19 protein-coding genes and 2 pseudogenes are annotated in these 23,375 nt (G+C 60.1%); 12 read left to right on the top strand and 9 right to left on the bottom strand.

The features are described 5' to 3' along the window. The first annotated feature begins 101 nt into the window (after positions 1 to 101). Positions 102 to 821: pseudogene (locus LMTR3_RS34945) on the top strand (CBS domain-containing protein). A gap of 98 nt (positions 822 to 919) precedes the next feature. Here LMTR3_RS34945 and LMTR3_RS40165 read toward each other — a convergent pair. Next, a complete protein-coding gene (locus LMTR3_RS40165; RefSeq protein WP_349643841.1) occupies positions 920 to 1,348 on the bottom strand; it encodes a ChaB family protein in 429 nt (142 codons plus the stop codon). A 159-nt stretch (positions 1,349 to 1,507) separates the two neighbouring features. Between LMTR3_RS40165 and LMTR3_RS37180 the strand changes: the two genes are divergently transcribed. Then, positions 1,508 to 1,765, top strand: coding sequence for a hypothetical protein (locus tag LMTR3_RS37180; protein WP_084030012.1), 258 nt, complete (start codon positions 1,508 to 1,510; stop codon positions 1,763 to 1,765). A gap of 311 nt (positions 1,766 to 2,076) precedes the next feature. Further along, complete coding sequence (locus LMTR3_RS34935; protein WP_349643843.1) at positions 2,077 to 2,640, top strand: CBS domain-containing protein; 564 nt, start codon at positions 2,077 to 2,079, stop codon at positions 2,638 to 2,640. A 290-nt stretch (positions 2,641 to 2,930) separates the two neighbouring features. Here the strand turns inward: LMTR3_RS34935 and LMTR3_RS34930 are convergent, their stop codons facing one another. Both LMTR3_RS34930 and LMTR3_RS34925 read right to left on the bottom strand, forming a co-directional pair. Beyond that, a complete protein-coding gene (locus LMTR3_RS34930) occupies positions 2,931 to 3,770 on the bottom strand; it encodes a universal stress protein (RefSeq protein ID WP_065749485.1) in 840 nt (279 codons plus the stop codon). 98 nt (positions 3,771 to 3,868) lie between these two features. After that, on the bottom strand, positions 3,869 to 4,591 hold the full coding sequence (locus LMTR3_RS34925) for a CBS domain-containing protein (RefSeq protein ID WP_065749484.1): 723 nt from the start codon (positions 4,589 to 4,591) through the stop codon (positions 3,869 to 3,871). Between the two features lie 378 nt (positions 4,592 to 4,969). Between LMTR3_RS34925 and LMTR3_RS34920 the strand changes: the two genes are divergently transcribed. Beyond that, on the top strand, positions 4,970 to 5,293 hold the full coding sequence (locus LMTR3_RS34920; RefSeq protein ID WP_065749683.1) for a c-type cytochrome: 324 nt from the start codon (positions 4,970 to 4,972) through the stop codon (positions 5,291 to 5,293). Here LMTR3_RS34920 and LMTR3_RS34915 read toward each other — a convergent pair. Together LMTR3_RS34915 and LMTR3_RS34910 are read right to left on the bottom strand one after the other, a co-directional pair. After that, positions 5,290 to 5,613, bottom strand: a complete 324-nt coding sequence (locus tag LMTR3_RS34915) for a c-type cytochrome (protein WP_065749483.1) — start codon at positions 5,611 to 5,613, stop codon at positions 5,290 to 5,292. The two genes, LMTR3_RS34920 and LMTR3_RS34915, sit on opposite strands and share 4 nt — an antisense overlap. Before the next feature lie 373 nt (positions 5,614 to 5,986). After that, positions 5,987 to 6,601, bottom strand: coding sequence for a DUF2269 family protein (locus tag LMTR3_RS34910; protein ID WP_084029989.1), 615 nt, complete (start codon positions 6,599 to 6,601; stop codon positions 5,987 to 5,989). Between the two features lie 474 nt (positions 6,602 to 7,075). On the opposite strand from LMTR3_RS34910, the gene LMTR3_RS39710 reads away from it, so the two are divergent. The 8 genes from LMTR3_RS39710 to LMTR3_RS34865 all read left to right on the top strand — a co-directional run bounded on the left by LMTR3_RS39710 (position 7,076) and on the right by LMTR3_RS34865 (position 19,248). Further along, positions 7,076 to 8,101, top strand: coding sequence for a hemerythrin domain-containing protein (locus LMTR3_RS39710; protein WP_245320141.1), 1,026 nt, complete (start codon positions 7,076 to 7,078; stop codon positions 8,099 to 8,101). Between the two features lie 308 nt (positions 8,102 to 8,409). After that, positions 8,410 to 9,453, top strand: a complete 1,044-nt coding sequence (locus tag LMTR3_RS34900) for an HlyD family secretion protein (protein WP_065749482.1) — start codon at positions 8,410 to 8,412, stop codon at positions 9,451 to 9,453. 4 nt (positions 9,454 to 9,457) lie between these two features. After that, positions 9,458 to 12,217: a ribosome-associated ATPase/putative transporter RbbA gene (gene rbbA / locus LMTR3_RS34895; protein ID WP_065749481.1), complete on the top strand. Its 2,760-nt coding sequence runs from the start codon at positions 9,458 to 9,460 to the stop codon at positions 12,215 to 12,217. After that, positions 12,217 to 13,344 (top strand): ABC transporter permease, encoded by a 1,128-nt coding sequence (locus tag LMTR3_RS34890; RefSeq protein WP_283809348.1) that lies wholly within the window; start codon positions 12,217 to 12,219, stop codon positions 13,342 to 13,344. Before rbbA ends, LMTR3_RS34890 begins: the two co-directional genes overlap by 1 nt. Before the next feature lie 167 nt (positions 13,345 to 13,511). Next, entirely contained in the window at positions 13,512 to 14,090 is a 579-nt protein-coding gene (locus tag LMTR3_RS34885; protein WP_084030011.1) for a pyridoxamine 5'-phosphate oxidase family protein, read from the top strand. A gap of 799 nt (positions 14,091 to 14,889) precedes the next feature. Continuing rightward, on the top strand, positions 14,890 to 16,281 hold the full coding sequence (locus tag LMTR3_RS34880) for a PAS domain S-box protein (protein ID WP_349643840.1): 1,392 nt from the start codon (positions 14,890 to 14,892) through the stop codon (positions 16,279 to 16,281). A gap of 448 nt (positions 16,282 to 16,729) precedes the next feature. Then, entirely contained in the window at positions 16,730 to 17,896 is a 1,167-nt protein-coding gene (locus LMTR3_RS34870; RefSeq protein ID WP_065749477.1) for an FIST N-terminal domain-containing protein, read from the top strand. Between the two features lie 5 nt (positions 17,897 to 17,901). After that, a complete protein-coding gene (locus tag LMTR3_RS34865) occupies positions 17,902 to 19,248 on the top strand; it encodes a hybrid sensor histidine kinase/response regulator (protein WP_065749679.1) in 1,347 nt (448 codons plus the stop codon). 32 nt (positions 19,249 to 19,280) lie between these two features. Here the strand turns inward: LMTR3_RS34865 and LMTR3_RS34860 are convergent, their stop codons facing one another. From LMTR3_RS34860 to LMTR3_RS34845, 4 genes and pseudogenes are all read right to left on the bottom strand, one after another. After that, positions 19,281 to 19,979, bottom strand: coding sequence for a response regulator (locus LMTR3_RS34860; RefSeq protein ID WP_065749476.1), 699 nt, complete (start codon positions 19,977 to 19,979; stop codon positions 19,281 to 19,283). Between the two features lie 234 nt (positions 19,980 to 20,213). Beyond that, positions 20,214 to 21,233 (bottom strand): ABC transporter substrate-binding protein, encoded by a 1,020-nt coding sequence (locus tag LMTR3_RS34855; RefSeq protein WP_065749475.1) that lies wholly within the window; start codon positions 21,231 to 21,233, stop codon positions 20,214 to 20,216. A gap of 71 nt (positions 21,234 to 21,304) precedes the next feature. Then, positions 21,305 to 21,970, bottom strand: coding sequence for a response regulator (locus LMTR3_RS34850; protein ID WP_065749474.1), 666 nt, complete (start codon positions 21,968 to 21,970; stop codon positions 21,305 to 21,307). 124 nt (positions 21,971 to 22,094) lie between these two features. Continuing rightward, positions 22,095 to 23,341 (bottom strand): annotated as a pseudogene (locus tag LMTR3_RS34845) (c-type cytochrome). Positions 23,342 to 23,375: the final 34 nt, after the last annotated feature.

Below are 23,375 nucleotides of genomic sequence, written 5' to 3'. Positions count from 1 at the left end.
GGATCAACCCTCTCCCTGATGCGCACGCTTCGTGCTTGATCTGCATCAAGTACGGGGCGCACGTCTTGAATAGCCTTTGACAGAAATCGGAGGCATGAGAAATGCGCGCACATCACGTCATGACCCGCAAGGTGATTACCGTCAGGGCCGATACACCCGTCCGCGACGCAGCCAAGCTGATGTTGCAACAGCGCTTCAGCGGACTTCCTGTGGTTGATGAGGTCGGCCGGCTCATTGGAATGGTAACGGAAGGAGACTTTATCCGCCGCAGTGAGATCGGCACGCAAAGCCCCCATATCGGGTGGCTCGATTACCTCATCGGACCCGGCAAGGCTGCCGTGGACTTCGTGCGGGAAAACGGCCGCAAAGTCGGCGAGATCATGACCAAGAGCGACCTCGTCACCGCAACCGAGGAGCTGCCACTTGAGGAGATTGTGCGATTAATGGAGCGCAACAATGTCAAGCGGTTACCGATTGTACGTGGAGAGACGCTGATCGGAATCGTAACTCGCATGGACTTGCTTCGTGTTGTCGCAAGTCTCGCTCGAGACGTGCCGGATCCGACCGCAGACGACGAGCACATCCGCGACCGCGTGATCGCAACCATCGAGTAGCATGAATGGCGACCAGTTCATCTCGGCGTTACGGTTCGTGACGGAATTGTGCATCTCAGCGGCATGATTATGGACGAGCGCTATCGAGAGGCGGCGATCGTGGCCGCCGAAAATGTCTCCGGCGTCAAGTTGGTTCATGACCACCTCTGCCTGTTCGGGTTGTCGTTCCGGTCGCCGGAAGATGAGGAATGGGCGAAGGTCAGTTAGTATCGATTTGGGAACCGGACCTATGACCGCTTGATGACGGCGCATCACCATGAGGCGTTTGAGGGACGGCAGAGAGGCTTCCATCTTTTTCAAGCCGATCAGATTTGCCGACAACGGCTTCCATTCAATGTCTGTGGCTGGTGGCAAGCGGTGCCTTCTATTCGTACCCAATGATCGTCAAGCTTCACATAATAAGATTTCTTCACTGCGGCCCAGGCCGTACGATAAGCGATCTCCTCCCGCCGTGTGTCTCCCGCATAGGCAGCAAAGGGATGATTGAAAGCTTCACGATAGATATCTTCCGCATGTGCGGGCAAATGGTCGCGAACTGAGGAGGGAAGATCGGCGTTCGAACGACAGGGCAATTGATCCTCCTGAAGATCGGCTACGCGCAGCTTTTCCAACTCTTCCGCAAGCGTTGCGCCAAGATAACGGTCCCTGCGATGGAGCAAGCGTGCACGATGGGAAGATCGGGCCGTCGCGGGGGGCTCAGCCTTCATTATTCGTCGGCATTGAATGCGCTGCAAACCTAGCTCCGACAACGCGCCGTCAGTTTGATCTTGCGCAAGCTCACGTCGGTTCCCGCCGATAACATTCCCGCGTGTTGTTGGTCAGGAGAATGCTCGGATGAGGATGAGAAAAGACTGAACGCAGTTGCCATAGCCGGCTTGCTGGCCGCTTCGCTGATGGCGCCGACGAGCGCGGACGCGCGCAATGGGCGCGCAGCGGCCGGCATCATCGGCGGATTGGCAGTCGGCACCATGGTGGGTGCAGCGATAGGAGGCGGATATTGGGGGCCACCGCCTTACTATTATGGTTATCCGGCGCCGGTCTATTATCCGCCAGCGGCTTACTATGGACCGTACGGTTATCGTGGCTGCTATTGGCAGCGTCGTACCGTCTGGGATGGTTACAGATGGCGCCGGGTGCGGGTCTGCTACTGACGTCAGTGTTCGCAAGCAGTCACTAAACGAAAGGCCCCAGGTTCCGCCCTGGGGCTTTCTCACGTGCCGTGGTCATCCATATCCGGTACGACGTAAATGGGCCTCGACCAAATGAACGCGCCCGGATTGCATGTGCAATCCGGGGTGAGACCGATCAGATGACCAAGGCGATCAGGCGGCTCTTACGGAGGTCTTCTTCTCGGGCTTGATCGCCTCCAGCTTCTGACCGCGCTTTCTGCGTCAGATCAAACTCAGCGCATCTTCATACTCGGTCATTTCATCGGGAACCGCCCGCTTGCCGCTCCCTGTTGATGCAGGTCAAACATCACGCGCCGCGCAATTCGCAGAATGAAGTAGGTGTCCCGATTTGGAGAGCGGCGCTCCGCGCCTTCGCTAGCCTCGTCAGTGAGGTGATCATGTTGGCAACCGAAATCATGCGACGTTCGTTCGCGACCGTCAAACCAACCACATCGGTGCTCGACGACCTGCGTCTCTTGCTCGAGACCAATCAGCGTTGCTTGCCCGTGATCGACGACGCTGGTGCCCTGGTTGGATTGGTCTCCGAGGGTGACTTTCTGCATCGTCAGGAACTGGGAGTAAGCTGTCCAGAGGGGTTCTGGTTCGAATGGTTGTTCGGAAGAGAGGAGGGCCAGGTGGTTAGAGAGAGAATGTACGCCTTGCGGGTCGATGCCGTCATGAGCCGAAGTCCTGTATGCCTGGACGAGACCGCCACCGTCGACGACGTCGTTAACAGGATGGATGATCACCGGATCGCTCAGGTGCTGCTGGTGCGGGCAGGGAAAGTTGTCGGCATTGTCGGTCGGGTACAATTGCTCTCCGCTCTGGAGCGATGCTTGAGCCAGGAGGTGAAATAACCTGCGGCTCGGTCAATTGCTGGCGTGATTTCCGTAAACGAGGATGAAGCCGTCGATCGCAGCGCGGCACCCTGGAATATCCTTGAGCAGGCTGGAGCGTTCGCGGCGGCGCTATGGGTGCCAGCCACCGCGGCGTAGGCGCCAGACAGCGGCCAAAGCGACAAATCCCGCAACCAGGATCGTGGCTACGAAAGTCTGGAGCACTCCAAAGCTTAGCGCGTCGCGCGCCACAAACAGCGCCGTGATCGGCGCCGCGATCATCAGAAGAAGGCGGACAATCCAGGCCATTGTTAGTGCGACATCAGGGTTGGTACGGTCATTGACCGCAGCATTTCGCGCGTGACGCCACCAAGGACGATTTCCTGCAAACGCGAATGGCCATAGCCTCCCATGACGAGCAGGTCGAGGCTTTCATCCGCTGCAATCGATAATAGGCCGGGTTGAATGTCTGATCGGTCTGCCGTGAACGACGCGATCCTCGCCGGAAGGCCTGCCCGTGCCAGATGTCGGAGCAGGTGCTCGCTTGTACATTCGACCGGCGGCGCCTCTCCGTTCGCGACGGCGATGATGGTAAGCGCGTCCGCCCGCCGAAGCAGCGGCATCGCATCGCGTAATGCGCGCGCCGCAAGCCGGCTTCCATCCCAGCAGATTCCGATGCGTCTGGCCGTGAAGGCGCCGCGAAAGGTGTAGGGCATGAACAACACCGGGCCGCCCGCCTGAAACAGGATTTCCTGCGGAAGGGCATTGTCGAACGTCTCGCGATCAAATTCCGGCTGCAGGACGATCGTGAGATCGTAAAGCCGCGCCATTGCGCCGGCGATCGACGCTGCATCGGCGGGCATGGCGACGAGAGCGCGGCTGGAACAGGGTATCCCAGCATTTTTGGCTTCCACCTCCAAGACGCCTAGTTGCGACTCCGCGCGCTCTCTCGCACGTTCGCCTTCGACTTCGAATATCGCAGCCACCGCGGCTCCACCTTCGGCGACCACCGGGACGTTAGTGGCAGTCACGTAGCCGACCGAAAATGCATCGAGATGAGCGCCCCAGGCGTGAGCGAGGGAAACCGAACCCTCGATAACCGGTCTTGGTGGTCGTTCGCTGGGAATGTGGGCCAGCAGATTTCTGAACATGATCGAATTCCGGTGAGTGACAATCCGAAGAGATGCGGCGCAGCCATCATTGGCGGTGTGGCCATGAGGGCATCTCATGACGAGTACATTCCCGTCGCTCAGCTGGCGGCCTTCATGTCTTCAGGCGATTCCATGTAGAAGCCGGAATAGGTGTCGACGAAGCAGAGATGGTCATGCACCTCCTTGACGCCCTCGGTATTCTCGGCGGCAACGATCGCCGCCCGTCGGGAGTGATCGTCGAAGATCAGCCCATGCGGATGCACGATGCCGTTTCGTACTGTCACCTGGAATCCGGCCGGCTTCCAGTCTGTTGCGGAGACCGTTCGCATGATGCGGTCGCGGATATGATCGTCATCGGCGGTGGGATCCGGAATCTCGCGGGCCATGCCGGCGACCGCCTGGAGCAAATTCGATCGCGTAACGATGCCAACGGGTGCCTTGCCACGCATCACCGGCAGCCGTTTGATGTCGTGCTTTTCCATCAGCCGCACGAGCTCGTCCAGCGGGGTTTCTTCTCCGACCGTAATCGGATCGCGTGTCATGATATCCTCCACCTTGCGTCCACGATCATGGACGAAGTCTTCGGCCGCGCGACCAGGACCGGCAAAGATATCCAGCCAACTGGACCGACGGCGCGGGGTGCCGATCTCGCTGCGGTGAAGGAAATCGCTTTGGGAGACCATGCCGAGCAGCGTCCCGTCCACATCCAGGACAGGCAAGCCGCTGACGTGACAACGCAACATGATGTTGGCGGCATCCAGAATGGTCGTGTGGGGCGTAACGGTAATGACGTCCTTTGTCATGATCTGACGGGCTCGCATGACGCATCTCCCTTTGATTCCGCGAACTTCAGAATACCCCACGATCTGCAAAGCACGTTGATTTGGGTCAAACGCTGTATCGGTGCAACTGCGCGACGTCCGAGCCAACCCGACAGATGTTTTGGGGCACTAGTCTGGCGGTTCGCTTCGGGAGCCGATCTTGCGATGTCCTTCCGTTAGCAGTCGCCAGCCGGCGCCGCGGCACAGCAACAGTCTGGAAAGATCATTGATTTCGCTCAACTACGCTCTCGAACGCCCAACTAGGTTGTTAATGGAGTGGAAGCCCATAAGAACCGCCCCGTTCGACCGCGATCTGGAACTCGCGGTCATAACAGTAGAACGATGGGCGCATTGGCGAGCGACGGAAAGGAGGGCGCGATGCAGCTTGAGAGTGGAGGGGGCGCGGGCCTGGGCCTCGCTATCTTCTTCCTGTTGATCTCGGCGGGCAACGCGGCGGCCGCCGATAGCGCGAACGGCCAGCGGCTTGCCGAGCGCTGGTGCGCCGAATGCCATATGATCGCGCCCGGGCAGCAACGAGCCTCCGACACTGTCCCTACCTTCGCTGAGATTGGCGGACGTTTCGACGAGACAACGCTCGCAACTTTTCTCGCCAGCCCCCATCACTCGCGCATGCCGAACCTCTCGCTCTCGCGCTCCGAGATTACGGATCTCGTAGCCTACATCAAGGGCTTGGAGCGTTAGTCCCGCAGGCTCAGAATGTAGGTCGATACGTCACGAACTTGTTGCGACGAGAGAATGAGAAGCGGCATGGTGCGATGTACGTGGGCGGTAAGCCAGAAGTTAAGAGCCGCCGCGGTCATCCCTGGCGTGTCGGCGATTTCTTCGAAGCTCGGCGCTGTGGCGAGCGGGGATTGGAACTCGCCGGCGCGTACAGCATGACATGAGGCGCAGACATCAAGTGCAAGCTGACGCCCTTGCCGAAGATCGCCAATGTGCTGTGCCTGAACTGCCGTGACCGCAGCAAGAGTGCCGAACAGGCATGAGATGATGAATGCACGCATTACAGCTATCCTTTAATCTAGGGTGAGTACGGCAAGCAGCAGCCGAAATATCTCCCATCCCGCCGCCACCAGCAGCGCTCCAATGATGAGGAAATGGCCGTACCGGGAGACGGTAGGCCGGCTTCGACGACGTTGCCGAGGCGAGGACGTCCCCGGCGTCGGATGATCGTTGAGGGAACGTGCCCGTAGCCGTGGCTGATCCATTTACCGTCATCCCGCTAAGCGGTCTGATGAAGCTTCGCATTCGAGAGGGCGCGTGATCTTGACGAGGATCAAAATCTTGAACAGCCCAGTTTGGCGGCATGCGCGCGGCCGACAAGGCTGATCTCTTGGCTCATGCCGCAGCCGTGGCACGAGGCAGCGCGTGGGGGATCTAGGTTAAGCTGTTTGGGGTTTCGGCGGGCGGTCGATCCTCGCCGCTCCAGGGATATATGCGCGGGATTGCGTAGTTCAGTCCCGAAGCGATCGCCACCGCGAGCGCGGTCGCCCAGACGAACTGCATCCAGTCGCTTGGTCGAAGTGCTCCAAGCGAGACAATCACCACCAGTATCGGAATGTCCAAGAAATGCGTGAACGACGCGAGCTGCTCGCTGCGCGCTCGCGCAAGCTCTGCGGTCACTCCTCCTGCAGCGATTGCCTGGCGCGTCAGACGCCGCAGCCGCATGAAGTAGAGGCGCGTGATCGTGTTCCCCTCAACGAATTCGAAGGCGAAGAGAAAGACCATTCCGGCAAGCCACGGAACACTCAGAAAGTCCCATCCACCATGGTAGGAGACGATCAGCCACGTGCCGCTGGCGAGCAGAAGGAGCGCCCCTGGAACGACTAGCCCATCGTAGAACACGGCGATCAGGGTCACCGCCTGCGCGAAAAGGTTCAGGTCGCGCACTTGGCGCGAACGCATATCAGAGACGAATACGCCGACGAGGCCGGCCGACATAAGCATGAGGCCGAGCAGATGGGCAAAGCGCAGCAGCAGGTAGGCGTCCATTGCACTATTCGTGCTCACCGAGCACGCCTTAGGCGAATGTCTGACTCACGCACAAACTTCAAAATGTCTCATTGCAGCGCAGGAAACGTTGAGATAGCTCAAAGCTACCCCGTTCCACCGGTGGCCAAGCGGAATGGTTACCAGCATGGGAGGCGATCGATGGACGAGGCGTTCAGATGGAAAATCCTTGCGATTGTTCAAGTCAGCGCTTCGGCGGCCCGACTGACTGGAGCGCCGGCGGTCAGCGGCTTGCGTACTGGTCGTTCGCAGGACTCGAGCAAAGCACGATGGTCCAGCAGGGTTCGTCCCTGGACGAGCCGCTGATCAATGTGGAGTTCCTTTGCGTTACATCAAGAACACGGTTGCCGTAGCGCGCTAGGAAAAGCGGTGTAGCCGAAGAACCTGTCTGCCGAATGCTGTTGAGGGTGGGGGCTCGACCTCCTTGGCATTCCGTGATCTGAGCAGGAGGATCACATGTCCGTAAACAGCTACGCGGATGATCTCAGTTCCGCCGTGCATTTCGCGCTGGAAACCACCCATGCCATAGCGGTGTGCCCCTTCCACTTGGGCGTGACGATCCGTATCGGTGACGACGCTGCTGAAAGCCATGCTGTTGCGCGGGCCAGAAAGCTCGTCAAGAGCGACGGCACGGCTTGGCAAGGAGAAGTCCTTCGTAAGGAGTTTGTACGCCAACTCAGCAAAGCCGCTGATCGTTATTGTCCCCACTGTGCCATGTTCGGCGACGCGGTGGCAACTCAGGACAATGCTGACGTTAATCGCTCTCATTCTTCGGGCGATGACTACGAGAACGAAACGCAATTTGCCTGCGAGGGCTGCGGTGATCTCGTAGAGCTTGAAAGGGCGAAGCTGCGGGACGACATCGGGAGCGTCGATAAGGATCGGAACGCCTTTCTCAATGGTTCATTGGAGGCCATGGCGATCATTGAGCGTTTATCCCGAGAGCATCGCAACATTGAGGCGCTGCTCGTTGTTCTTGAGCGCGAACTCGAGATATTCGATCGCGGGGGCCGCCCCGACTACGAGGTTATTCGCGCGATCATTAGCTATTTCGAAATTTATCCGGAGGTGTATCATCATCCCCAGGAAGACTTGGTCTTCGCCAAGCTAGAACTTCGCGATCCCGCTGCGGCCGCCAAAGTCGGTGACCTCGCACTAGAGCACCAAAAAGGGGCTGAGCGGTTGCGCCGCGTCGCTCAAGCGGTCGACGGTGTCCTCGCGGATCGTGAGGTCCTTCGGCAGAATGTGGATCACATCGTTCGTGATTTCATAGACCATGAGCGGCACCACATCATGATGGAAGATCGTGATTTCTTTCCCGCCGCCCTCGAGGCTTTGGAGCCTCAGGATTGGAATGAGATCGCGTCTGCCTTGACTAATCATCAGGATCCGCTGTTCAGCGAGGCGGCTGAGGAGACGTTCGACGCCTTACGAGCGCGCATCTTGCAGTTGGAACAAGAGGCTGAAGCTGAACGACACTAGTCTTAGTCAAGGCTTCATCCAGATTGTGCCCGCGATGGACGGGTCGTTCTAATTCTACTTGGCGGTATTGAGTTGTTCTATCGCTTCGTTCCCACTGGATGGTTTGGAGTTGGGCCAGCATGCACGGAACGATCTCATAGCCGGAGGTTCAGGCGGTTCACGGACGAATCTTCGGGACCATGGACAGCAACAAAGATGACCGACTGCCTCCTGACGCTCTTCGGTGTCGAGATAGTCGGCGGCGTCAAATCGTGTGGTCTTTTGACATCGATCAACGTTGGAAGACGCCGCGTAAGTAGATACGACTCATGCCCCTCGCATCCGTTGTTCAGAAACTTGGTTATCGCCTCATCGCCGCCACCCTCATCGCTGTCGCGATAGCGGGTGGCGTGGCTTACTATTCTCTGTTCAGCCGCACCGGTGTCGACGCAATCCCCAAAGAGATTGCTTTGGGCAACGGTCGGGTTGAAGCCGTACAGGTGGACGTCTCAACGAAAATCCCCGGCCGCGTCTCGGACATCTTCGCCAGGGAGGGAGACCTGGTCCAACCCGGACAGGTCGTCGCGCAAATCGACACCTCACAACTCCAGGCGCAGCTATTGCGCGCCAAAGCTGACGTGGCAAGCGCCGAAAGCCAAGTCGCCGCGGCAGAAGCTTTCATTGCCCAGGCGAAGGCGCAGCTTACATTGACGGAGCAGGAAGTTCATCGATCGGCTAGTCTGGTCGAAAAAGGCGCGGTCACCCAAGCGCTTCATGACACGCGGATCAGCCAGCGCGATGTCGCCAAGGCAGTGCTCAAGGCGGCCGAAGCGACGCTTGTATCGAGGCAGCGCGCTGTCGATGCGGCCCAGGCGGGCGTCCAGGAAATTCAGACTCAAATCGGTGATTGCGTCCTCAAGGCGCCGACCATCGGGCGCGTCCTGTTTCGTCTCGCCGAACCGGGCGAGGTGCTCAGTGCCGGCGGAAAGGTTCTGACCCTCGTCAATCTTGCCGACGTCTACATGGAAATCTTTCTGCCTTCCGGTCAGGCGCATCGCGTCAATATTGGCAGCGAGGCGCGGATCAAGCTCGACATCCTGGACTTCGCCGTGCCTGGGACCGTGAGCTTCGTTTCTCCCGAGTCGCAATTCACGCCCAAGCAGGTCGAGACGTCCAGCGAGCGCGAGAAACTCATGTTCCGCGTCAAGATCGCCGTGCCCGCCGAGCTCGTGCGCAAACACATTGAGCAGGTCAAGACCGGCGTGCGGGGGGTAGGCTATGTTCGCCTTGATGGCGGACCAAAGCCGGAATGGCCTGCTTTCCTGAAGAAACTACCGCCGGATGCGGCGGCCATCGCGAGCAGCCAGCGGTGAGGTCATGAACGACCACACCCAACCTGTTGCGCGCGCTCTTGCCATTACGCACATCTACAAGAAAGTCCGCGCGCTTGATGATGTAAGCGTCGACATCCCATCGGGGCAAATGGTCGGCCTGCTTGGTCCCGACGGCGTCGGCAAGTCGACGCTCCTTGGTCTGCTCGCGGGCGCGCGAAAGCTTCAACGCGGCAGCCTGCATGTACTGGGCGGAGACATCGCGTCGGCAGATCACCGCAAGGTGGTCGGCCCGCGTATCGCCTTTATGCCGCAAGGCCTTGGCAAGAACCTCTATCAGGAACTCAGCATAGAGGAGAACCTGGACTTCTTCGGTCGGCTCTTCGGACAGGCGCGCGCCGAGCGGCAAGTTCGCATTGACCGCTTGACGAGAGCGACGGGGCTGCATGCGTTTCTTGACCGGCCTGCCGGCAAGTTATCAGGTGGGATGAAGCAGAAGCTGGGTTTGTGCTGCGCGCTGATTCATGACCCCGATCTTCTGATCCTTGATGAACCGACGACGGGCATCGATCCCCTTTCCCGCCGCCAGTTTTGGCAACTGATCGGCGCCATTCGGGCGGAGCGCCCGGGCATGAGCGTCATTGTGTCGACTGCCTATATGGAAGAGGCGGAGCAATTCGACTGGCTGATCGCGATGACGGCAGGCCGGATTCTCGCCTCCGGATCGCTGCAGGACCTGAAGCGCAAGGCGGACACCGACAACTTCGAGACGGCGTTCGTGCGATTGCTTCCCGGCGAACAGCACCGCGGCAAAGGCGAGCTCATCATTCCGCCGCTCGAGCAACCGAAAGGAAAGCCGGCCATTGTCGCCAGGGGTCTGACAAGGCGGTTCGGCGACTTCACTGCGGTCGATCATGTGAGTTTCGGCATCGAGGAAGGCGAAATCTTCGGGTTTCTCGGCTCCAATGGTTGCGGCAAGACCACGACCATGAAGATGCTGACCGGCTTGTTGCCAGCCACGGAAGGCGAGGCCCTTCTGTTCGGCAATCCTGTCGACGCGCGCGATCAGCAGACGCGCAAGCGCGTCGGGTTCATGTCCCAGTCTTTCTCGCTCTACGATGAATTGACGGTTGCCGAAAATCTCAAGCTCCACGCCCGACTGTTTCATCTTCCCCCCGAGAAGGCCGACCAACGGATCACGAGTCTCATCGACCGTTTTGGCTTGCGCGCGCATTCCGATGCCAAGGCTTCTTCTCTGCCACTGGGAATGCGTCAGCGCCTGTCGCTTGCCGTCGCCATTGTCCATGAACCCGAGATGTTGATCCTTGATGAGCCAACGTCCGGTGTTGATCCCGTGGCGCGGGACGCGTTCTGGGAGCTGCTGGTCGAGCTGTCACGCAAAGACAAGGTGACGGTCTTCATATCGACGCACTTTATGAATGAAGCCATGCGGTGCGACCGCATTTCGCTCATGCATGCCGGGAAGGTCCTGATCAACGACGCGCCTCGACGGATCATCGCCTCAAAAAATGCCCAAACGCTCGATCAGGCGTTCATCGCTTACATCGAGGACGCGATTGGCGAGACCGCGCAGGCGGACTCCATCGCCTCGCTCGCAGCAGCAGATGGCTCTCCCCGCGACATCCGGGGAACGCCCAGCCCGAAACAGACCCGCTGGGGTTTCAGCCCAGCGCGCATGTTCGCGTACAGCTATCGTGAGCTGATCGAGGTCATGCGCGATCCTGTGCGGCTTGCCTTCGCCTTTCTGGGCAGCGTCATCCTTATCATCATTATGGCCTACGGAATCACCCAGGACGTCGAGAACCTGACATACGCCGCCCTCGACCTGGACCAAACGCCACAAAGCCGGGCGTATCTTCGCAACTTCTCCGGCTCGCGCTATTTCACCGAGCGCACGGAAATCCGAAGCGGTGACGAGCTGGAAAGCCGCCTGAAATCGAACGACATCACCTTGGCCATCGAGATCCCGGTCGGCTTTGGACGTGACCTCAAGAGGTTCGGTAAGCTGCAAGTTTCCACCTGGATTGATGGGGCAAATACTGTCAGGGCAGGGACGATTGAAGGCTACGTGGCGGGTGCGCATGCGCAGTTCCTGAGTACGTTCGCGCGCGAGAGTGGAATCAATGCAAGCTCCGCTGCATCCGGCTCGGTCGAACCGCGTTACCGCTACAATCCGTCATTTGAGAGCATCTACGGCATGGGACCATCAGTACCGGCCCTGTTGCTGCTGCTCTTTCCGGCGATTCTCGCAGCGGTCAGCGTCGCGCGTGAGAAGGAAATTGGCACGATCACGAACTTCTACGTTACGCCCACCAGCCGATTTGAATTCCTGATCGGCAAGCAGCTTCCTTACGTTCTCATCGGGATGGTCAACTTCATCATTCTGACGTTGCTGGTGGTGTTCTTGATGCAGGTCCCACTGAAGGGAAGCCTGCTGGGATTGTCGATCGGCGCGCTGTTTTATTTGTTCGCGTCCACCGGCTACGGCTTGCTCATCTCCTCCGTGACAAAGAGCCAGGTTGCGGCCGTCTTTGCGGGCGCGATTCTGTCGATGCTGCCGACGATGCAGTTTTCCGGCATGTTGCAGCCTGTCTCGACCCTTGAAGGCGGGGCTTGGCTCATGGGCACGTTGTGGCCCACGACCTATTACATGCATTTGAGCGTCGGCGCTTTTACCAAAGGTCTGGCGATCGGTGACCTCGCGACTGATCTTTTGGTGCTTGCTGCCTTCATACCGGTCTTCGTCCTCGCCGCCGCGGCCTTCCTCAAGAAGCAGGACGCCTAATGCTGAGAACGCTGGCCAACATATTTTGGCTCGGTAACAAGGAGATCCGCAGCGTCTTCAGCGATGTGCTGATGATTGCATTTATCGTCTGGTCGTTCACGTTCTCGATCACACAGCGCGCGACTGGCATGGGCGACACCGTCAACAACGCCTCGATCGCTATCGTTGACGAGGATCACTCTGCTTTGTCGCGTCGCCTGAACAACGCGCTGTATCCACCCTATTTCAAACGCCCCGACATGATCGAGGCCAGTGCGGTCGACCAGGCGATGGATCAGAGCCGATATATCTTCGTGGTCGTCATTCCGCCGCGCTTCGAGGCGGACCTGCGCCGGGGGCGACAGCCGAAAATCCAGCTCAACATCGATGCCACGGCGGTGATGCAAGCCGGGATCGGCGCCGGATACATTCAGAACATCCTGGCCGCCGAGATCACGAAATACCTCGACCGCGCCGATCGGCCGGCAAGCAGTCCGGTATCGGTCGTGCAGCGTCGCGCCTTCAATCCCAACGGCACGCAGAAATGGTTTGCCGCCATTGTGGCGCTCCTCGACCAGCTATCGATGCTCACAATCGTATTGACCGGCGCGGCGCTGCTGCGAGAGCGCGAGCACGGCACGATCGAGCATCTTCTGGTCATGCCGCTGAACGCGTTCGAAATCGCGATGGCCAAGGTCTGGGCGAACGGGCTGGTGATCCTCGTCGCGTTCACCCTGTCGATGCTGTTCATCGTCGGAGGTGTGCTCGATATCCCCATGGCAGGGTCAAAAGCTCTACTGCTCGCAGGCACGACGATCTACCTCTTTGCCGCCGCAGCGCTTGGTATCTTTCTTGGAACCATTGCGCGGACGATGGCGCAGTTCGCCCTTTTGATGATGATGACGGTCATGCCGATGGTGATGCTGTCGGGCGGCATGAGTCCCGTCGAAAGCCAGCCTGCTGTCGTCCAGCCGTTCACGTGGCTGTTGCCATCGCGCCATTACATGGCATTTGCCCAGGCAGTGGTTTTTCGCGGCGCAGGTATCGATATCATCTGGCCGGAATTCGTGACCGTCGCGGGGCTGGGCTTCGTCTTCTTTACGGCGAGTCTCCTCCTATTCCGGCGGTCCATCGCGAAGAGTCAATAGGAGGCTGTTGGGCAAGGGCGCGCCTCGTCGGAGCTTGGCAGGAAATCCGGATGGCGGCTTTCGTGAATTCTAACGCCGTGTCGCCGACCAGCGCCGTCGCTTGATTCAGATCAAGGCCTTATCGCTTTCTCCCTCTTATCAGATACGCCGTTTTGGCGGAGCTGCCGGTGAATCGAAGATTGAAGAATTTGGTCTTACAACTGCTCAATGAGCATCGGGTAATGACCATCGCCACCAATCGCCGGGACGGATGGCCACAAGCGACGATGGTTGGCTACGTGAATGACGGCTTTTTGCTGTACTGCTTCGTAGCTCGAAATGCGCAGAAATACGCGAACATTCTGCGAGACCCGCGAGTCTCGATCGCAATCAGCAGTGACTCACCGCAACCGCGCGACATCAAGGGCCTCTCGTTGGCCGCAAGGGCAAGCTCGGTCGCTGATCGAGACGAGTTCGACTACATTTCCGCATTGCGGCTCAAGCGCTATCCCGAGTATGCGGCCTCGCCGCCATCGGCCACGACCGACGGTGTTGCTCAACGCGCGGTGCCGAGACCTTCGTCCGACAACGTTGTTCTGCTCCGCATTGTGCCTGAAATCATCTCCGTGCTGGATTATTCCAAAGCGTTCGGTCACAGTGATCTGATCGCCTTCTCCGAGCGCGACCTGGATCTGCATATCGAAAGCCTCCGTCATCACTGGGCCGGAACCACCGGCGCCAATGCGGAGGAGCAAGCCGAGGAATAGACCTCAGCCATAATTGGGTGCAGTTCGAGCATTGCCGGCAGCAAGGCCGACGGTCAACCATCGCGACGCGAGGAGAGCGGCGATGATAGGCTTGCCGCCTGGTTGCTGACTGCGCCAGGAGCAATACCGGGGCCGGGATCAGGGGAGTTTGCGATTGTGGCGTCGCACCGACCTTGGTCTGCCGGAATAGCCCGCTGGATCGCGGCGCAAGCGGGTTGAATTTCAGAACTGCTGCGGCGGCCCGCTGGCCGGAAACCCCAGGCACCTTCACGGCATTGCGGCGGCCAGGTTCGTCGCCGATGCGAGGGCGCTGCTTCGCCAGATTGGTTGCGCCGAGATGTAACACCCAGATGGGCGTCAACTGTCCGTGCCGCAGGTGTAGCCGACGAAGAAGCGGCCGTTTGGGGTAACGACCTGGTCCATTCCGGTGCTTCCATCTCGGCCGGTGCTTGCGCATCCCCTTAAAGAGGTCACGTGAAGACCCCGATCTGCCTTGCGCGACCCGTTGAACACCCGGATCGCCTCGGGCGTAGGACAGCTTTGGGAGAGTCTCCATAAAATCTTTACGTGATTGAGCTGGCACAACAATGGGAAGATCGGTTGTCCATAAACTTCAAAATAAGTGCGTCCAGCTTCCGCTTGGAAAAAGAGAAAGTGTGAGGCGACGGGCAATTCGGTTCTGCCAGTGGTGGGGGCCTTGATGCGATCGAAGGGGGCAGCGGCGTGGAACTGGTCATTAGATACCGCGCGCCCGGGCCGCCACATAGCCTTGCACGCGGTAGTTTTGGGCGGACTCGTTGTGGCTTTCGTCAGCCGGCTGGCTCTTATGCCACTGCTCGAGGACCAGGCTCCTTACCTTTTCTTCGTGCCCGTGGTGCTGCTCGCGGCAGGCGTCGGCGGTTTCGGTCCGGGCATCCTGGCCACCGGGCTGAGCGTTCCGCTCGTCTTTCTCCTTATTGGCAAATTCGTCGCGTTTGGCTGGCCGGAAATTATCAATGGCGCGGTTTTCGCTCTGATCGGACTCGGCGCGACTTGGATCGGAGAACGATTGCGCCTGGCGCGGCAACAGGCGACGACGCGCGAAGCTCATCTGCGAGCGATTATCGATACCGTTCCAGAAGCCACTGTTGTGATCGACGAGCGCGGTATCATCCAATCGTACAGCGCCACTGCTGAACGGATGTTCGGCTACACGGCTGCCGAGACCGTCGGAAGAAATGTGAAGCTTCTCATGCCATCCCCGTACCGGGAAGAGCACGACGGCTACATCAAGCGCTACCTTGAAAGCGGGAAGCGGGACCCGATTGGAGCTGGCCGGGCGATCGCTGGCCAGCGCAAGGATGGCTCGACTTTTCCCATCGAACTAGCCGTCGGAGAGTTGTGGTCGGGCAGCCACAGATTCTTTGCCGGATTTATCCGCGATCTGACCGAGAGACAAGAAACGGAGGCTCGCTTGCAAGCACTGCAATCAGAGCTCGTTCATGTGTCACGCCTAAGCGCGATGGGCGAGATGGCGTCTGCGATTGCTCACGAACTCAATCAGCCCTTATCGGCAGTCACGAACTATCTGAAGGGTTCGCAACGACTGCTTAGTGGGAGCGACAGTCAACAGATGGCTGTCGTTCGCGACGGCCTGGACAGGGCCGCCGGCCAGGCGCTGCGCGCTGGCCAGATCATCCGGCGCTTGCGCGACTTTGTGGGACGCGGCGAGAGCGAAAAGCGAATTGAGAGCATGACCAAGCTCATCGAGGAAGCGGCCGCCTTGGCGCTTGTCGGGGCCAAGGAAAAAGGCGTGCGCGTGTCGTTCGATCTCGACCCGCACGTCGAACTTGTGGTGGCCGATAAGGTGCAGGTGCAGCAGGTGCTCGTGAACCTGATGCGTAATGCGATCGAAGCAATGGAAGAGTGCAACAAGCGAGAGCTGACAATTTGCACGAAGCCGGCGGACGAAGGAATGATCGCCGTGCAGGTGGATGACACCGGGGCCGGTATTTCCGAGGATATGGCGCTCAAGCTGTTTCAGCCATTTTCAACGACGAAGCCACACGGCATGGGCGTCGGTTTATCGATCTCGCGGACGATCGTTGAGGCGCATGGTGGACAAATTGAAGGCATGCCTCGTCCGGGCGGCGGCTCGACGTTCCGCTTTACCTTGCCGGTGGTGAGAGAAGATGAGCCGTTCGACGCATAGCATCCGGCCGGGCACTCTGCCTCGCCCGCCCGGCGGCGAGTTCAGGATCATGCATCCGGCGTGCGGCAACACTTAATGATACCGATCTCGACCGAATGAAGTTCCGGCAGGCGCGCTCGAACAGGGCCTTGCCGGTGGATGTGTTTCGGCGTCCGCCGCCCTCATGCCCGAGGCTGACGTGGCGCAGCAATGCGTCGAGCATCACGCCCCCGATCATCGGAGGCATCCTCTCCTCATATTGGCTGGCCGCCGGGAACTCGGCGGGTATCATCGGTCGCAGGATCCATGATCGGAGCGTGCCGATGGCAAAACATCGTGCACGCGTGCGCGCGCACGTCTTTGCTCTGGATCAAGTCCGCTTGCCGACCGGTTGCGGTGGATGGAAAATCACCTTATCCTTTTGAACCAATTGGCGGCAGACCAAGCTCTATTTTCCGGGAGAGACCAAGTGAGGCAAACCGAGGCCCGGTTTGGCGATTCATCTGGTGTGGCAGCCGCCAGGTCGAGGGCGGCTACGGTGGCGGAGGCTGCGGCAGAAATCGTCGAGCAACTGCCGTCAGACGGGCTGGCGATGGTGCTGGTTTTTCTCTCGCCATACTACGATCCCGACCAGTTCATCGCCGAGATGACGGTGCATTTCGGCGATATGCCGGTCTACGGCTGCACGACAGCAGGCGAGCTTGCGCCGGACGGTTGGGAAGAAAACAGCGTCGTTGCGCTCGCCTTCAGCGAAAATGATTTCAAGGTGGTGGCGAGACCCATCTTTGATCTTGCGGCCTTTCGTGTCGAGGACGGCCGCAGGATCGGAGGCGAACTCCGGCAGGAGTTGCTGCGCCGCGATGCCGACATCGAGGGGTACCGGTCGTTTGGCCTGGTCCTGATCGACGGGATGTGCCGGCGCGAGGAAGCCGTCATGTCGGCGATCTACGCCTCGCTGGACGACATTCCGATCGTCGGGGGATCCGCCGGTGACGGGCTTCGCTTCGAGAGAACCTGGGTCTTCTTCGGCGGCCAGGCCTATACAGACGCAGCGGTACTGATCCTTCTCAGCACGTCGCTGCCATTTCGGCTCTTCAAATGCGACAACTTCGAGCCGACGTCCACCAAGATGGTCGTCACGGAAGCCGACATCGAGGGGCGGATCGTGAAGGAGTTGAACGCGGAGCCGGCCGCGGAGGAATATTCGCGCGCAGTCGGGATCGCCGACGCGCGGCTCGATGCGTTCTCCTTCGCCTCGCATCCCGTGCTGGTGAGGGTGGGCGGGGCCTACTACGCCAGATCGATCCAGCGGGTGAATCCCGACGGTTCGCTCAGCTTCTTCTGTGCGATCGACGAGGGCATGGTGCTCACCGCGGCCAAGTCACGCAACCCGATCGGCGCGACGCGCGAGGTGTTCTCCCGCCTGACCGACGAGATCGGTGAGGTGTCCATTTACATCGGATTCGAATGCATCTTCCGGCGTCTGGATGCCGAGCAGCACCAGTTTGCGCGCGAGATGTCGGAGCTGTACCGCCAGAACCGCGTGATCGGTTTCCATACCTATGGCGAGCAATATGGCTCGATGCATGTGAACCAGACGCTGACGGGCGTGGCCATCGGCAGGCGGCCGGATTGATCGAGATGCCACAGGAACCGGATGCGATCGAGCGGCTGCAGCGGGAGACTGCCAAGCTCAGGAAGATAAATTCAGTGCTGATGTCGCGCGTCGAGCGCTCGATGGATCAGCAGTTCAACGCCTTCTCGCTGTTCGAAACGGCAATCGCGCTCGACCACAAGGTTCGCGATCGTACGCAGCAACTGCGCGAAGCGCTGCATTCCATCGAGAGGGCAAACGAAAGCCTGTATCGCGCCAAGCAGCAGGCCGAAGCTGCGAGCTCGCTGAAATCCTCGGTCCTGATCTCCGTCACTCACGATCTGCTGCAGCCGCTCAACGCGGCGCGCCTCACGCTGTCGACATTGGCCGAGATGGTCGATGGAAAGAGCGGATCGGGCCTGGTCGAACAGACGGATCGCTCCCTGATGACGCTCGAGGATCTGCTGCGTTCGCTGCTGGACATTTCCAAGCTGGATGCAGGCGCGTTGCGGCCCGACGTGCGGCCGATCGCAATTTCCTCGTTATTCGATCCGCTTCGGATTGAATTCGCGCCGATCGCCGCAAAGCAAGGCCTTTTGTTGCGCTGTTGTCCGTCCTCGCTCGCGGTTGTGTCCGATGCGATGATGCTTCGCCGCATCTTGCAGAATCTGCTGTCAAATGCGCTGCGCTATACGAGAACGGGCGGCGTGGTGATGGGGTGCAGGCGCGAGGGCGACCGCGTCCGCATCCAGGTCTCCGATACGGGGCTCGGCATTTCCAAAGCCCAGCAGGAAGCCATTTTCGTTGAATTCCAGCGCGGCGAGACAAGCGCGGGCGACCGGACAGGGTTCGGGCTCGGTCTATCGATCGTGCGCCGTTTCGCCACGGTGCTCGGACACGAGGTCCGGCTTTCTTCGCGAGTCGGGCATGGATCGACATTTTGCCTCGAGCTTGATCGTGCCGACCCCGCACTTGTCCGGGAAGAAAGGCGCGAGGTCGAATGCATTGACCTCGAGTATGGCGGGCTGGAGGGAGCGCGCATTCTGCTGGTGGAGAACGATCCGTCGAGCGCGCAGGCGATGGCAATCCTGTTCGAGAAGTGGGGCTGTCAGATCTTGCCGGCGACTTCGGCCGCCGATGCGCTGCAATGCCTGGCGGCGCTTGACGAGATTCCGGACGCGATCGTCGCGGACCTGCACCTTGATGATGAAAGCGGGTTGACGACCGTGCAGGAGGTTCGGCGACAGGCCAAGGTCGATATCCCGGCGATCATCGTCACTGCGGACTACTCGGAGACGGCCGCAAAAGAGGCAAGCCTCCACGGTCTTGAGGTTCTGAAAAAGCCGGTCAAGCCGGCCGAGATGCGCGCTTTGCTTTCGTTCATGCTCGCATAGCATTCGCCGCGCGTCGCTCCGGCAAGGTGGAGTTACATGCGGTCCGGAGCCCGCTCTGCCGCACCGTCGCCAGCTATGTTGGCGAAATCGATTTTGGACATCTCGATGATTGCCTTGGTACGGCTGATGACATTGAGCTTGCGGAGGATCTCCGTGACGTGGACCTTGACCGTCGTTTCGCAGATTTGCAGCTCGTAGGCGATCTGCTTGTTTTGCAGGCCGCGGCGCACCATGTCGAGGACCCGGAGTTGTTGCGGTGTCAGATTGTGCAGGCGCCTCAACAACTCCTGCGCGGGGCCCCTGACCCCGCGGGCACCGGCCACGGCGCGATAGGTGCTGGGAAGGTAGATCGACCCGCGCAACACCTCCTCGATTGAACGCGCCAGCTCCTCTTTCGAGGTGGACTTGGGAACGTAACCCGAAACCCCGAGGGAAAGCACGCTCGCTATGATCTGGGGATCCTGGTGACCGGAGACGACGACCACCGGATTGCGGGGAAATGCCTTGCGGATGCTGATGAGGCCTGACAAACCCGTCGTCCCCGGCATCGACAGATCGAGAAGAGTTAGATCCACGGCATCGGTTGACGACAGCACCTCGATGGCTTCGTCGATCGATGTGGCTTCGAAGATTTCGGCATTCGGCGTGGCGGAACGGATCGCATTTTCCAGCGCCTCGCGAAACAGCGGATGGTCTTCGACAATAAGAAATGTGGTCACGTTCGCGCCCATCTCCGAGTCTCTCACCAGCAATCAAGGATGGCGGCTCCCGACCGCCCCGGTTTGATCCAGATCAAAAATCCCCCGCTATTCGTACGCAAACTCAATTTACTCGCGCCAGCGCGTTTCGCCCGTGCGACCTGCTCGGCTCCGGCAAGAGCCTCGCGGAAATCGCTCGTGCGCTTTGCCATTCAGAGCCAACTCGCCTGATCCACCGCGGCGTATCGCAAGGCATCCGGCGCCGCGTCATCGAACCTCTATTCCCTGTTGGTCCCTGTTGGCGGAAGGATCGTAATAGAGGCCGGGATCGAGCTCTTTGGCCGGGCCAACGAGTTCGGAGCCACCCAGCTCCGCGAGTGTCCTGAAGAGCTTGCGTGCGTCTCCAATCTCCTTCTCGATCGAACGTCTCGGAAAGCCGGCCCGGGTTCGATCGCGCATGACTGCAAATGTCGCCTCGTCTTCGGCCCTGATCATGGGACGCAGCGCGTCCCATTCGGCGTCGGATCGCTCCATGATGTCACTGGCGGCTCTTGCGGCTTTAAGAAAGCGGTCGATCAAGCCGCGATGGCCCGCCGCAAACGCTTCCGTGAAGACATATCCGATCATTGCGACCGGTTCGGCGATGCCGAGTTCGGATTCGGCATCGCGCACGTCGAGAAGCCGGCGGAAGCCGGCCGCTTCCAGTCGTGCGCAGAAATTCCAGAAGTTGAGGCCGGCGTCGGCCTCACCATGTTGCAGCTTCTGGTACATGAGCGGCGGGGCCCCGTATTGCAGCGTTGCCTCCCGCTTGAGGTCGATGCCGCGCCGAAGTGCTGCGGCGCGCACGAGGAGCCAGCTTTTGTCGAGCGGTCCGCCGGCAACCGACAGCACGCGTCCCTTCAGGTCGGCGAGTTCCTTCACCGGAGAATCCCGCCTGACCATCACCGCGCCCACCGCGCTTGAGTAGGGATAGAACAGGAGCTTGCTGCCAAGCGCGCGCTCCCTTGCGACCCAGAGCCAGTCGGAGATCGCGATGTCGACCGATCCGCCGTTGAGCGCAAGCTTGCCTGCATCGGGCGAGGCGAACTCGCTCACCCGGATGTCCAGTCCGGCACCTTCGGCGAGACCGTGGCGGCGGATCACGTCGAGCACCCACGCGAAGGTTCCGGTCGACTGGAAACCGACACGCAGAGTATCGGCGGCCGACGCCGGAATCGCGGCGATAACCAGTGCCAGCGCAGCAAGGCAAAGGCGCAGCGGCCAACGGGCGCGCCGGCCAGGCGGCATGTCTTCGTCCGTTGTGGCCCGCCGTTTACATTTGCCCTTAGGGAAAAGCGCTTTCATTCTGTTCATCGCGGTTAGCCGTGATCGATCCTGGACTGCCGTTGCCTTGGAGCCGGCAGGTCGATCTTGCCGATCTCGATGACCGCCTTGTTTCGGCTGTACAGCCGCAACTTTCGCAGGATTTCGGTCACATGCGCCTTGACCGTCGATTCGGCGAGCTGGAGCTCGAGCGCGATCTGCTTGTTCTGGAAACCGCGCCGCATCAGATCCAGCACGCGAGTCTGCTGCGGGGTGAGTTCGCGAAGCCGTGCCTCCAGCGTCTTCTTGTCGCCGGCGTTGGGAGCCGCGATGAAATCCCTCGGCACGGAGATCGAACCGCTCAGGACGCGCCCGATCGAGGCTGCCAGTTCACGTTTTGACGTCGATTTCGGCAGGTAGCCTGCGGCACCAAGCGAAAGCGCCTCATGCACGACGTTCTGATCCTCCTCGCTCGAGACGATGGCGACCGGCAGGCGAGGATAAGTCTCGCGCAGTCGCAGGAAGCCGGAGAAGCCTGCCGCGTCCGGCAGCGAGAGGTCGAGGAGAGCGAGATCGATGCTTTCCTCGCTGGTGAGGATGTGAAGCGCTTCCGCGATCGACATCGCTTCCAGTATCCGGGCATCGGGATGTGCGAGCCGGACCGCGTTGCCCAATGCCTCCCGGAACAACGGATGGTCGTCGATAATCAGGAAGGTGGTCATTTCGCCAACCCCGGGCTTTGAGGCAGGGCCGGAAGCAGCACGTCCTTCCGGTCCCTGACCTCCAACGGAGCAAGGTTCAGACGACCGCGCAATCGCGTGCCTTGCCAATTCTCCGGGACCCGGCTCAATTGGTGGAATCGGCCGGTGCCTGCACGGTGAGGATATATGCATAGATGCTCTCGAACTGATCCTCGGTAAAGACCTCTTTCCAGGCCGGCATTCCCTTTGAAGGCCGTCCTTCGTGTACCGTCGTCATGAATTTCGCGCGCATCTCCTCGCCATACCGGTTTTGCAGGAGCCGAAGGTCGATGCGGCGCTCGCTCTGCACCCCGTCGGGGCCATGACAGTGCGCACAGGTTCCGTTGAACATTTCCTTTCCCGCGTTCACCGCCGCTGGCGGTAGGGTGGATGCCGCATCTGCGACTCTCACGGGGGAGTGCGGGACGGCTTCTTCCGACGACATCGAGGCCGCGGCGCCCTGCGGCGCAAGATCGGAGATCACCCGCGTCTCGAGCGAAGCGAACCTTACCGCACTGCGGGTCGCGCCGATCCGGATCGGTGAATCTGCCGGCAGTCCGTACTTTCCGGAAAGTTCCGCGATCTTTTTCTCGAGGCCGGGCAGCACGGCGTCAATTTGGTCGCGCAACAGCGCCGACGTCTTTGCAAAGCCGATCGCAGCGTCCCATGAAAGTGCGGCGCCTTCCGTGGGGGCTGGACCCGATAGCGGTTGCCGTAGCTGGTCTTGTTCAGCCAGCCGGCTACCGGCCCCCAGATGAAGGCGACGTCGGCCTTGCCTTGGTCCACCGCCTTCATGCCCTCTTCCGGGGAGAGCACGGTGACCATCTCGACATCATTTCGCTCGGCAAGAAGATTCTGGGGTGTCGTTGCGAACTGGACGGCAACGCGCTTGCCTTTGAGATCGTTGACGCCGGTGATCGTCAGTTCCTTTGCGCTGACCAGAGCATAGCTTTCGGTCACGACCTTCCTCGAAAAGATGACTGCCGGTCCCATGAAGTCCTCAGAACGAGGCAGGCCGATCATTGCGTCGCACTGCCTGCCGAGCAGCGTCACCCGTACCGTACGTTTGCCGAAATAGGATTTGTACCAGTCGTAGGTGACTGGCCGCCCCAATACCTGCGCGACGGCCTGACCGATCTCGAGATAGAAGCCCGGCTGCGAGGGATTGTCGCTGGAGAACGGCAGATTGGTCGGATCCGCGCAGATCCGCAAGGGAAGCTGTTCATCCGCGTGGCCTGGTGCGGCGGAAGCCGCAACCGCAGCGGCGGCGAGCAGCGCGCAAAGGCCCGATCGGGCAAAGGCGCGACGCTTTCGTCGCGTGGCCCCGGCAATAATGGGATCCGGTGTGTGCATCGTCATCCTCCCTCTGCGGTATTCTTGCTTTGCG

Origin of the sequence: Bradyrhizobium sp. LMTR 3, from assembly GCF_001693485.1 — a bacterium.
Classification (GTDB): Bacteria; Pseudomonadota; Alphaproteobacteria; order Rhizobiales; family Xanthobacteraceae; genus Bradyrhizobium.
This window is presented reverse-complemented; position numbering and strand designations above follow the sequence as displayed.

Bases quoted from the DNA above. Each gene is read 5' to 3' on its own strand.
- LMTR3_RS37180 (WP_084030012.1), top strand. From the start codon at position 1,508: ATGGCGCCGACGAGCGCGGACGCGCGCAATGGGCGCGCAGCGGCCGGC.
- LMTR3_RS34935 (WP_349643843.1), top strand. From the start codon at position 2,077: ATGCAGGTCAAACATCACGCGCCGCGCAATTCGCAGAATGAAGTAGGT.
- LMTR3_RS34930 (WP_065749485.1), bottom strand. From the start codon at position 3,770: ATGTTCAGAAATCTGCTGGCCCACATTCCCAGCGAACGACCACCAAGA.
- LMTR3_RS34925 (WP_065749484.1), bottom strand. From the start codon at position 4,591: ATGCGAGCCCGTCAGATCATGACAAAGGACGTCATTACCGTTACGCCC.
- LMTR3_RS34920 (WP_065749683.1), top strand. From the start codon at position 4,970: ATGCAGCTTGAGAGTGGAGGGGGCGCGGGCCTGGGCCTCGCTATCTTC.
- LMTR3_RS34915 (WP_065749483.1), bottom strand. From the start codon at position 5,613: ATGCGTGCATTCATCATCTCATGCCTGTTCGGCACTCTTGCTGCGGTC.
- LMTR3_RS34910 (WP_084029989.1), bottom strand. From the start codon at position 6,601: ATGGACGCCTACCTGCTGCTGCGCTTTGCCCATCTGCTCGGCCTCATG.
- LMTR3_RS39710 (WP_245320141.1), top strand. From the start codon at position 7,076: ATGTCCGTAAACAGCTACGCGGATGATCTCAGTTCCGCCGTGCATTTC.
- LMTR3_RS34900 (WP_065749482.1), top strand. From the start codon at position 8,410: ATGCCCCTCGCATCCGTTGTTCAGAAACTTGGTTATCGCCTCATCGCC.
- rbbA (WP_065749481.1), top strand. From the start codon at position 9,458: ATGAACGACCACACCCAACCTGTTGCGCGCGCTCTTGCCATTACGCAC.
- LMTR3_RS34890 (WP_283809348.1), top strand. From the start codon at position 12,217: ATGCTGAGAACGCTGGCCAACATATTTTGGCTCGGTAACAAGGAGATC.
- LMTR3_RS34865 (WP_065749679.1), top strand. From the start codon at position 17,902: ATGCCACAGGAACCGGATGCGATCGAGCGGCTGCAGCGGGAGACTGCC.
- LMTR3_RS34860 (WP_065749476.1), bottom strand. From the start codon at position 19,979: ATGGGCGCGAACGTGACCACATTTCTTATTGTCGAAGACCATCCGCTG.
- LMTR3_RS34855 (WP_065749475.1), bottom strand. From the start codon at position 21,233: ATGCCGCCTGGCCGGCGCGCCCGTTGGCCGCTGCGCCTTTGCCTTGCT.
- LMTR3_RS34850 (WP_065749474.1), bottom strand. From the start codon at position 21,970: ATGACCACCTTCCTGATTATCGACGACCATCCGTTGTTCCGGGAGGCA.